The organism is Sulfurovum sp. bin170 (assembly GCF_010892395.1).
In the GTDB taxonomy this organism is placed as follows: Bacteria; Campylobacterota; Campylobacteria; order Campylobacterales; family Sulfurovaceae; genus UBA1140.
Genome location: NZ_JAACKB010000172.1, coordinates 1 through 10,232, shown reverse-complemented (window position 1 = coordinate 10,232; position 10,232 = coordinate 1). Strand labels below are relative to the sequence as shown.

Genomic DNA, 10,232 nt, shown 5'->3' with positions numbered 1-10,232 from the left:
ATGGGAATCCAACCCCTCCTTACTTCTACCGCCTCTTTTAAAAATCTTCAAAAAAAGCTTTTGCGTATTGTATATTAATAACGATTAAAAGTTGTTTGAATCTATTCTTATTATACAGAAAAAAATATTTTTTAAATAAAAATATTTAATTATTTTTTTAATGAAATCAGCACATTTGTTCATCTCTTTTCACTATTTACTCTCATACTCCACCAATCTCTTATCAAACTCATCCAACCACTGTGCATCCACAAAAGATTTCAAGACCCGTTTAATCTCATAGCTCTCACTACTTTTAAGCTTCTTCAAAAAGCCCAAATCGACCACTTTTTTAATCAAACTCTCTATCTCTTTAACCTGTTTTACCTCATTGAAGCTCTCATTTAAAAAGAGTTCAAACATCTCAACTATCTCCTCTTTGCTAATCACGGCTCTGCTCTCGTCGCTCTGCATGTCAAATTGGGTAAGTCGTTTGCGTAAAAGAACTAAAAGTAGGCTCACTTTATAGCTTAGAGTTCGTTTTCGTAACAGTTTTGGGAAATCCTCCTCTAGCTCCAAGCTCTGTAGATAGGCGTATCCCTCTGCTTCATCGAAAATCACCTCTACGCCCAATGGTTTGAGATAGTCGCTAATGGTTGCAAATGATTTCTCTAGCTCTAGCCACTCTTTTGGGTTATCATTTTTGTATAGAACTCCGTTAAAGAGTTTGATTATCACCGTTGAAGTTACTTTATTTATCTCCATTTTTTTCTCCATTCCGTACAAATAGTACTCTATCCATCAAAACTCTCTTTTTTGCTCCTCGCTCATCCTCAATCACCATCTCATCACGATACTCATCTATATAAGAGTTGGTCATATTTTGAGCCAGTTTTAGATAAACCACCACCTCGGAGAGACCTTTTTTGATAGGATAGAGGCTATTTAACTCTTTTAGGCTAAATTGTGACTTCTGTTGGAGTAGTTTTTGGATATTCTGTTTCAAAACCATCTCATCCACATAGACCTGTGCGTAAAGTTTACTCAAATCTATCTCTACAATCTCCTCTTTTATCTCATGAGAAAACTCCTCTTTGCTACTTGGTGTAAAGAGTCGTTTGGAGGCGATAGACTCAACGGTTATCTTAACTCCATTGATACTAAAAAACTCTCTTTGCGTTGGGGGATTATCTTTTAATTTTATCGCTTTCTGCTCGATGCTATGGGCTAGTTCCAAGATTCGTCGATTCTCTACCCATAGCTTATCATCTATAAATCTTCGCAACTGCTCTATCAGTTTGCCCAAGACTCTGTGTGAATTCTCCCCACCACTTAGCAGATGATATTTGAGATTTTCTAGTTTTCTCTCACTATCCATCTCCTCAATCTGTGAAATTCTATAGAGATTATCCAAAAGCTCATCAAGATGTTCCATCTGTCTCATATCCATCAAAAAATCCCAAAAAGCGTAAAAACTCTGCCCCTGATTGCTCCCTCTGATGCTCTCCTCTATCTCAAAAATCTCTCCAAGAACCTCATCTTTGCTACTGTTTGCATTGGTAATCGCTTTTTTTGCCTCTTGGTTGAGTGTTCTAAAGTTATGCTCTATCTCCCTAAAATCCGATAGAAGTTCAGAGCTATTTTTCTGAATCTGCATAAAATGCTCTTTTATCTTTCTATCATCAAACCGTATAGACTCTCTTCTCTTTATCGCCTCTATCTTAGCGTCAATCTCTCTCTTTTCCCTCTCCAGCTCTCGGAATCTCTCCTCATCACTAAGATTGGTCTCAAACTCTAGCTCTTTTAGCAAAATCATGATAATATTAAGTTTGGACTCCGTAGCCACAAACTCCTGTTTTTGCAACCCATCAAGCCAAGTTATGAGTCTCTCGATATCAGGTGTGAGTTCATAAAGTGGCTCATCACTCTCATAACCGTAGTATTTTCTTAGATAACTACTCTTTTGATTGGTAAAATCATCAAGATAGGATTTGGCTGTTTTTGGGTATTTAGGTTCATCATATCCTTGGTTTAGATTATAGAGAAAATCATCCAATTTGGTCAAAATTTCACTCTCTTTGAGTGTCTGCGTCTGTGTTGACCTAAAGCTGTGATGGAAAAAAGCTACAATCATAGCGAAGTTGTCAGCGTTTAGAAGTTGCAGGGCTTTGTGGTTTGTTTTTTGATATTTTAACTGTTCGTAAGTCATGCCGAAGTATATCACAGATTAATTATAGATAGAGGGATTCGCTCCTGTTCCAATCGGAATCTTTTCTGATAAAAATCATCTTTTAGTCTCTCAAAAACACTCTGCTCTTCACTGGTTAAACTCTTTAACTCCCCCAAAAATCTTTTGGAATCACTCTCCTCTACAGCCAACTGTTTACATGAGTAAATGACCTTCTCATCCATGCCAAGAGATTTGATATGTAAAAAATAGCTTCGTATTTGTGAGAGCATAGCAAACCCATGTGTATCAATATCACCCCAGTAGAAGAGTTTTTTCTCTCTCAACCACGCTACATCTTTGAGACTCTCTACCCCATACCCAAGCCCAAAGATAACCATAGCCCCTTTGATATTGGGAAAGCTCAATCCATTAATCTTGTTCTCGGTAATATAGACTGTTTTGGATGCCAAATCCAATTTTTTGAATTCATCAAGAGGCAGAGAGATATCGCTTAGACCGTGAATATAGAGTGATTTATCTAAGATACGGAAACGAATAGTAGGCAAATCATATCTAAGTCCATACCTCCTCTCAAAACCATGATGACTCAATTTGGTAACGGTATTATCAAAAAAATCTGACTCCAAAATAGTAGATAATAACTTATCAACTATCTTCTTATACTGCTCTATAAACTTTGTATCCACCCCCTCAATCTCCAACTCTCGAATATAACAGTTGGGTTTAGGATGAGCCACAAAATAGTCACAAACAGCCAAAAGCTTCTCCCAAATCTCATCATACTCCATCACCAAACTAGGATTCTCTCTCAATAGAGTCTCCAGTTTTGGAAATTTATCAAAACTCATCTGACAGAGATAGATATGTCTCTCAAAAGCCCTCTCTTTGGATAGATATTTCAAAAACTGCTCTTGGTTAAGGTGTAGAACTTTGGGAATAGACTGCTCTCCAAGTGAACGATAGCCAATCTGCTGAAACTCTATCTTAAAAGGGCTTCGATTCAACTCCTCTATCCACGCTCTAATCTCTGTAAAATTATCTTGAATATTTTTTTGGGATAACCTTTTGAACTTTATAAGAACACTAAAAGTTCCATTGTTGAGATGAGCCTGTAGATGCTCCCCTTTTTGATAGATAGTGCGTAATTTTTGCATTATCTTTTTGGGAGTTTGAAGAGCTAGTGACATACTCTACCCCAACTTCACCCGAGGGTCAAATATGGTATAGGATATATCCGTCAAAATCAACCCAATAATATAAAGCACCGACCCCAAAAATACCATCGCCTTTACAATAGCAAAATCCTGTGAGTTAATAGCATCAATGGTATAAGAGCCAAGCCCAGGAATTCCAAAAAATGACTCCATAATCAAGCTTCCCATAAAGAGCGTTGGAATCACCACCACCACACCTGTTAAGATTGGTAACATTCCATTACTCAACACATGCCCAAAGAGTACACGAAGTTCAGACAGCCCTTTGGCTCTCGCTGTTCGTACATAGTCTTGGTTTATCTGCTCCAAAAAGATAGAGCGATACCAACGCACCCCTGCACCGATTCCTGCAAAGACTCCTATCATAATAGGCAGAATAATAAATTTGACCCCACCCCAACCTGATTCAAATCCAGAGATTGGAACCCAATGGTAGATTTTGGAGAGTAGCACCTGTCCTGCTATGATATAGAAAAGAGAAGAGATAGACATAATCATCACAGCTACAATCATCATGCTCGTATCCAACATAGAGCCTCGAAAGAGAACCAACAGCAGAGCCAAAGAGATATTGGTAATCAGAGCTATTGCAAAAGTAGGCAGTGCAATTGCTAAACTGGGCATCATTCGCTCCTTGATGTCACTCCCTATATCACGCTTTGCATCAGAAAATCCAAAATTAAAGGTAAAAAGTTTGAGCGACTCTTGGACAAATAGCGTATCGGTCACGGTGGATATTCCATCTGCTTCTCCATTGACAAACAGAGGTTTATCATATCCTCTCTCCACTTTCCAAGCCTCTATCATCTCAGGAGTCACCTGTTTTGCACCAAGTTGTGACCGTGCCATATCATCAGGAGTATTTACCATAAAAAATAGCATAAATGTTATTAGGTTGACACCTATTAGGATTGGGATAGCGTATAGTAATCGTTTTATAATGTATGCGAACATCTATTTAAACCTCACTTGTAAATTTATCTTGGAATATCTACTCTTATTGTACATCTATAACCTCCCAATATCCACCTTTGTCGGCACCAACTCGCTTCAATATCTTCTCTTTTTTTAATTTTTGAATCTGCCACTCGACACCTTTTTGTGTAATATCTAGTATATTGGCTAACTCTTTAGTCGTAATATTTGCATCATCTTTAATCAAATCTATAATTTTCTCCCTAGTTTTCTCCCTAGTTTTCTCCCTAGTTTTCTCCCTAGTTTTTACTTTTTTACCCAACTCTTTATTTGGATAACTAGAAACAAACTCCACCGTCAACCCATCCAAAAATTTAAAAGAGGGAACTGTACCATTATAACTTTTAGTAGCACTAATAACCGTCTCAATCCCTCGCCCCCAAGATTCAATAAACCCTGCTCTAAAAAATACACTAGCAATATCAGGATTAAATGGAGCAGAGCTGTGTTCGCCTAACAGTGTATCCAAAGTCCAAGTGAGGGGAAGTTCACCTACATTAAAGATTGTCATTTTATGGTGATAAACCCTTATCTGAATCGGTACACCTCGGCTATAATCTTTATGCACAATAGCATTATGAATAACCTCTCTTAGTGCATCAGTATCATAATCATAGCGTTCAATCCGACTAATACCCTCATAAGAGATAAGAGCTTTCATATACTTAGTAAGCAACAAATCCATAGTCTTCTCAACCTGATTAAAAAGGTTACCCTCAATAACATCTTGATACAAAATAGTTGAGCTATCTTCAAAATAGGCTATCTTGACATAACACCCTGTGAAAAATAGTTGTGGCTCTTTATGGAAAAGTAAAACAGCAGACCTTTTTAGATAGCCACCCTCTTTTAGTCGTAACTTTTTTACAAGCTCATCGTAACTCTTGGGTATTGCCTCTTTCTCCAACCGTTTAGAATCAATAGCTTTTTGGATAAAGAGTTCAAAAGTATCTCTATCCAAATCATCAACCGTTACATTTGGCAACGGCACAGAATCCCAATGTTTACCATATTTTCTAAGTAAAAAACTATCTAAAGCTTGACCTTTTAGCTCCTGTTTTGTACTTCCTGTTCGGTAATGATATTGCCCTTTATAGTTAACAGGATTGGGGTAAGAGTCGGTGATGATTTCAAGATACTCTAAATCATTTTGAGTAAAAAGATTGACATCAATAATGACACCTAAAACATCTCTAACCTTATTTGGAATATCTTCTAAAAGTTTTTTAGCGTTATTTATACCAATAACTTTGCCGTTATCATCTACACCTATAAAAAGCTTCCCACCATCCGCATTGGCAAAGCCACAAATCCACTTGATATACTCATCTCGCCATGACTCTTTGAATTCATTGTTTTGATTTTCTACTGTTTTACTATTTAACATCTATCTCTCACTCCTAACCACAGCCTTCTGTCGCCCCTGATAAGCCCTATAGAGAGGATATATCATCAAAACAGGAAAGAGTAAAAATAGTACCAAAGGCAAAATAACAGGCTGATTCCACTCCTCCTGTTTTTTGGCTCTAAGCTCTGCATCTATTCGTTTATACTTTAGCGTATTGTTTGCCATCGCATTTGGCAAGATATTTTTGAACCAACTATGTGAAAGAGCCAAGGATTTGGGATGAATCCCCCAAACCCACGGTGCATCCTCTCTTGCAATACCCAACATCTCTTGTATCTTTTTCAGACGATCTGGAGAGTTTTTCATCGTTTTTATCTCTTCAAATAGCCTGTCAAACTTTGGGTTTTGATAGTTTGAGCTATTTATCCCTGCTCCGTTGGTATTAACAGAAGCGTTTGCACCATAGAGAAGAAAGAGAAAATTTTCAGGGTCAGGATAATCAGCATTCCAACCCCATGAGAAGAGTTGTGCTTTTCCTTTTCGCACCTTATCTTGGAAACGGTTATAGTCTGTCGAGCGAATGACCAACTGAATTCCAAGCTTGTCAAACTGCTTTCGTCTCCAATCCATTCTTGCTCTATCGTCAGGGCCTGTGGCTGTTGTATCGTAGTAGAGTTTCAAAGGTTTACCTGTTTTTGTAGAGATTCCATTAGGGTAACCTGCCTCTGCTAATAATTTTTTGGCAATCTCTAGTGACTTTCTAACTCGTTTGCCTTCTACCCAATCATAGACAACTCGGTTTGTTCCCACCTCACCCTCAAGATAACCAAAAATTCCAGGGGGGATTAGACCTTGTGCGGGTATTCCTCGCTCATTTTGGAAGATAGAGATATACTCCTCCTCATTCTGGGCTATGCTTATCGCTTGACGCAACTTTTTTGCTGATTCACTGTAGCCACCTACAACAGGGTCAACCATATTGAATGCTAGATAGAAAACCGACGGTTGCACAGAACCTCGTAACACTATCCCTTTCTCTCTCATCTCGTCACTAAGTCCCATATTGCCACTAGTAGAAATCTGCACTGCTTGGTCAAAGGCTTCAGAACTGATTCCAGAAGCATCATAGTAGCCTTGTAAAAACTTATTCCACAGAGGAATGCTCTCTTTTTCGAGTGAGTAGATTATCTCTTTGATAAGAGGTAGTTTTTTACCTGCATCAGCTAATAGCTCTTTTGAAATATTTGATTTGGCTATCTCATCTTGACTAAGAGTTGGATAGAATTCGTCATGATAGTTTGGATTTACCAATAGTCTCATCTGCCTGTTTGGGTTGTTCTCTGCAAGATAGTAAGCACCCGTACCAACAGGAAACCAGTTTAATGTTAAGTTCTTCTCTATCAAACCTTTTTGTTGATAAAACAGGTCAGCCTCCCAAGGAATTGGAGCAAAAAAGTACATCGTAAGCCAGTATTGAAATTGAGGATATCGACCTTTTATTTTGATTATTAAGGCGTTATCTTCTATAATTTTTACCCCTGAAATATTGTAAGGTCTCAAATCTAAAAACTCTTTTTTATCTTTAGCTATTTTTGTAATCTTCTTGGAAAACTCTTTTAGACCTACAATATAATCTTGCATATTGTCCAAAATAGGTGAGTGTTTCTGTCTCACTGCCATTCTCTTGATAGCATAAGCGTAATCCTCTGCTTTGAGATATCTTGTTCCAAATTTCTCAAAATCATCTAGCGAATTAATACTCTCTAACTCCTCTTGATTCAACGCACCATAGAGTAGAGTTCCATTTTTCTCTTTAACAAAAGAGGGGTGATTTTGATACTTTATATCATCTCTAAGCTCCAAATGATACTCTGAAAAAGCAACCCTATCCGAACTCTCTTTTACCTCATTACCGTTACTATCCAAATAGGTAATTGTTGGCATCTTTTTTAGTGTCAGTGGCTCTAGTGTATAGGGTTTTTTTAGGTAGTTATACTGCAAAGGAGGTTCGTAAATATTACCGATAATCGCCCACTCATTGGAGCTATACGACACAACAGGGTCTAGTTTTTTTGGAGGTAAGTTAAAAGATGAGAATAGTATATTCTCTTTTACTTTTTTATCATCGTGGGGGCTATTCCAAATATTGGCATGGGTACTACTGATTATAAGTGATACAAGTATGATTTTAAAAAAATATATTTTCATGATGAATAATTATATCGTTTATTCTCTTGATAAATAGATTAAAAAAGTATTAAAAATCAGCTAAACACAAAATAGAATATTATATAATTTTTAAAAACAATAACTGGAGAATGATTACTATGGAAAATTTAACAAAAGTTGATTCAAGTATGGTATACGCTATAGGCTATGATAGTAATACTAAAGATTTAGATGTGGTATTTAATACTGGTAACATTTGGATTTATAGAGATGTCCCTCAAAATGTATATAAAGAGCTATTAAACTCCCGTTCAGTTGGTACATTTATGCTAAATAATATTATAGATTACTATAAAGAGTATAAAACAAATTAACTCTATAGTAGAAGTTTAGCACTTGCAACGCAAACAGCCGACTCGCTCTTTAGAATAAGAGGTGAATCAAATCCAATAATACTCTCTTCTACAAAAAGAGCCATCTCATCTTTTGTAAAACCACCCTCACAACCAACCACTATAGTCTCTATATCAACATCTTTATCCAAAAATTTATCAGAGAAGTTCAAAGCCATAGCATCAGGATTCTGTTTTAAAAACTTTTCTAAACTATTTATAGAGACAAGTTTCATTAACTCACTTCGTCCGCACTGTTGAGATGAGTTTAGCAGTATCTTTTCAAAACGGCTAAAATCTAGTTTGAAACTTTTTTGTGAACGCTGACAATAGATAAAACTTATCTGTTCTACTCCCATCTCATTAAGTGTTGGCAATATTTTTTCGATGCTTTTTGGGTCAATTACACACCAACCAATGTGTAACTTTTTTTTGGCTTTTACCACTAATTTTTCTGAATTTTGTAAAACAAGATGAGCCTCTTTTTTGTCCAATAAGTCTATTTTGTAATAGTAAATATTCTCATCTTCAAGGTTACGCAATGCAATAACCTCACCCTCTCTATGGCGACGCACCTTGAAGATGTAGCGATGGTCGTCTCCTTTTAGCAGTAGTGTTGACTCTTTTGCTTGTTTATGGTATAGATACTGCACTCTAATTTTCCATCACCTTATAAACAAGAATCCCCGCCACCATAGTGATATTAATCAACGAATACTTTATAGATATAGCTCTCATATTGGCTCTACAATTCTCTTTTGAGCCAAGCGTATGCAACATAGCAAGATACTTAATCGACTCAATAGCACTCAAAAGAATATAGAACAGAATCATAATCGCCATACTCATATTAAAATCCATCTGGACAAAGACAAATCCAACAAGACCAGAGAATGCTACAATGTTAATCATTCCATGAGTGAAAAACATATATATCCGTTTTCGTTTTATGCTCTTAGCACAATCTCTACTCAAAAATGGAATCAACATACCCAAAACCAACAGACCAAGCAATACATATACCAACGCCCCATGATAAACCATCATCTCATCATACTCACCAAACATCAAATCCCTTTATTAGGCTTCTTGTAAAACTTATTTGGAATCGGAGGCTTTAGCCCCGAACAAGACGAAACTAAAGTTTTCGTTTCCTAGTTTTAAAAGATGTCAATTATATTTTAGATGAGATTATACCCTATTTTGATATAATCAGCAAAATTATAAAAAAGGTCAATATTATGGTTACTATTGATGAAGCACTAGATATTATCTACGCCACCGTTACACAAAAAAGCAGACACATTATCCCTATCGAAGAGAGCATAGGTTCTATCTCAGCCAAGAGCTACAATGCCTCGTTTGATTTGCCACGATTTGATAACTCGGCGATGGATGGCTATGCTGTTAAGTTAGCCGATGCAGGAAAAGAGGTGAGCGTTAGAGAGATTACCTACGCAGGGGATGCTCCACCAGAGAGTTTTTTGGAGGGTGAGGCTGTCAAAATTATGACAGGAGCGCCAACTCCAAATGGGTGTGAAGCGATAGTTCCCATAGAGGATGTAGAGAAAACTACTAATGGGATTATACTTCCTCTAAACATTAAAGAGAATGCCATGATTCGTTGGAAGGGTGAAGATATAAAGAGTGGAAAAACTTTTATGGATTCAAATGAGAAGATAACAGCCTACTCTCTCGCCTTACTCTCTTCCCAAGGTATTACACATATAGAGGTTTATAGAAAACCAAAGGTGGTAATCTTTAGTACAGGTGAAGAGCTAAAGGCTCACTATGAGAGGATAGAAGCTCATCAACTTTACAACTCAAATGCTCCAATGTTCTATGCTCGTGCAAAAGAGCTTGGTTGTGATGTCTCCTATATCTCTAGTTCAGGAGACACAATTGAGGAGCTCAAATCATCTATCAAAGAGGCGATGGATGCAGACCTTATTTTGACTTCTGGT

General features: G+C 37.0%; 10 protein-coding genes. 2 read left to right on the top strand and 8 right to left on the bottom strand.

Features of this window, described 5'->3' with window-relative positions; genetic code table 11:
- Positions 1-192 precede the first annotated feature (192 nt).
- From GSY74_RS03995 to GSY74_RS03970, 6 genes are read right to left on the bottom strand one after another with little or no spacing between them, the layout of a single operon-like run.
- On the bottom strand, positions 193-744 hold the full coding sequence (locus tag GSY74_RS03995; protein WP_164663815.1) for a DUF4194 domain-containing protein: 552 nt from the start codon (positions 742-744) through the stop codon (positions 193-195).
- Complete coding sequence (locus GSY74_RS03990) at positions 731-2,188, bottom strand: DUF3375 domain-containing protein (RefSeq protein ID WP_164663814.1); 1,458 nt, start codon at positions 2,186-2,188, stop codon at positions 731-733. Before GSY74_RS03990 ends, GSY74_RS03995 begins: the two co-directional genes overlap by 14 nt.
- An 11-nt stretch (positions 2,189-2,199) precedes the next feature.
- Complete coding sequence (locus GSY74_RS03985; RefSeq protein WP_164663813.1) at positions 2,200-3,357, bottom strand: Wadjet anti-phage system protein JetD domain-containing protein; 1,158 nt, start codon at positions 3,355-3,357, stop codon at positions 2,200-2,202.
- A 3-nt stretch (positions 3,358-3,360) separates the two neighbouring features.
- Positions 3,361-4,338: an ABC transporter permease gene (locus GSY74_RS03980; protein ID WP_164663812.1), complete on the bottom strand. Its 978-nt coding sequence runs from the start codon at positions 4,336-4,338 to the stop codon at positions 3,361-3,363.
- 43 nt (positions 4,339-4,381) lie between these two features.
- Positions 4,382-5,746, bottom strand: coding sequence for an RNA-binding domain-containing protein (locus GSY74_RS03975; RefSeq protein ID WP_164663811.1), 1,365 nt, complete (start codon positions 5,744-5,746; stop codon positions 4,382-4,384).
- Positions 5,747-7,915, bottom strand: a complete 2,169-nt coding sequence (locus tag GSY74_RS03970; protein WP_164663810.1) for an ABC transporter substrate-binding protein — start codon at positions 7,913-7,915, stop codon at positions 5,747-5,749. It lies immediately after the preceding gene.
- Between the two features lie 119 nt (positions 7,916-8,034).
- Here GSY74_RS03970 and GSY74_RS03965 point away from each other — a divergent pair, with 119 nt between their 5' ends.
- Positions 8,035-8,250, top strand: a complete 216-nt coding sequence (locus tag GSY74_RS03965; protein ID WP_223157457.1) for a KTSC domain-containing protein — start codon at positions 8,035-8,037, stop codon at positions 8,248-8,250.
- Between the two features lie 2 nt (positions 8,251-8,252).
- Here GSY74_RS03965 and GSY74_RS03960 read toward each other — a convergent pair whose 3' ends face one another.
- Both GSY74_RS03960 and GSY74_RS03955 read right to left on the bottom strand, forming a co-directional pair.
- Entirely contained in the window at positions 8,253-8,921 is a 669-nt protein-coding gene (locus GSY74_RS03960; protein WP_164663808.1) for a 16S rRNA (uracil(1498)-N(3))-methyltransferase, read from the bottom strand.
- A gap of 1 nt (position 8,922) precedes the next feature.
- Entirely contained in the window at positions 8,923-9,336 is a 414-nt protein-coding gene (locus tag GSY74_RS03955; protein WP_164663807.1) for a hypothetical protein, read from the bottom strand.
- Between the two features lie 173 nt (positions 9,337-9,509).
- Here GSY74_RS03955 and GSY74_RS03950 point away from each other — a divergent pair.
- On the top strand, positions 9,510-10,232 hold a 723-nt coding region (locus GSY74_RS03950), incomplete at its 3' end, for a molybdopterin molybdotransferase MoeA (protein ID WP_164663806.1).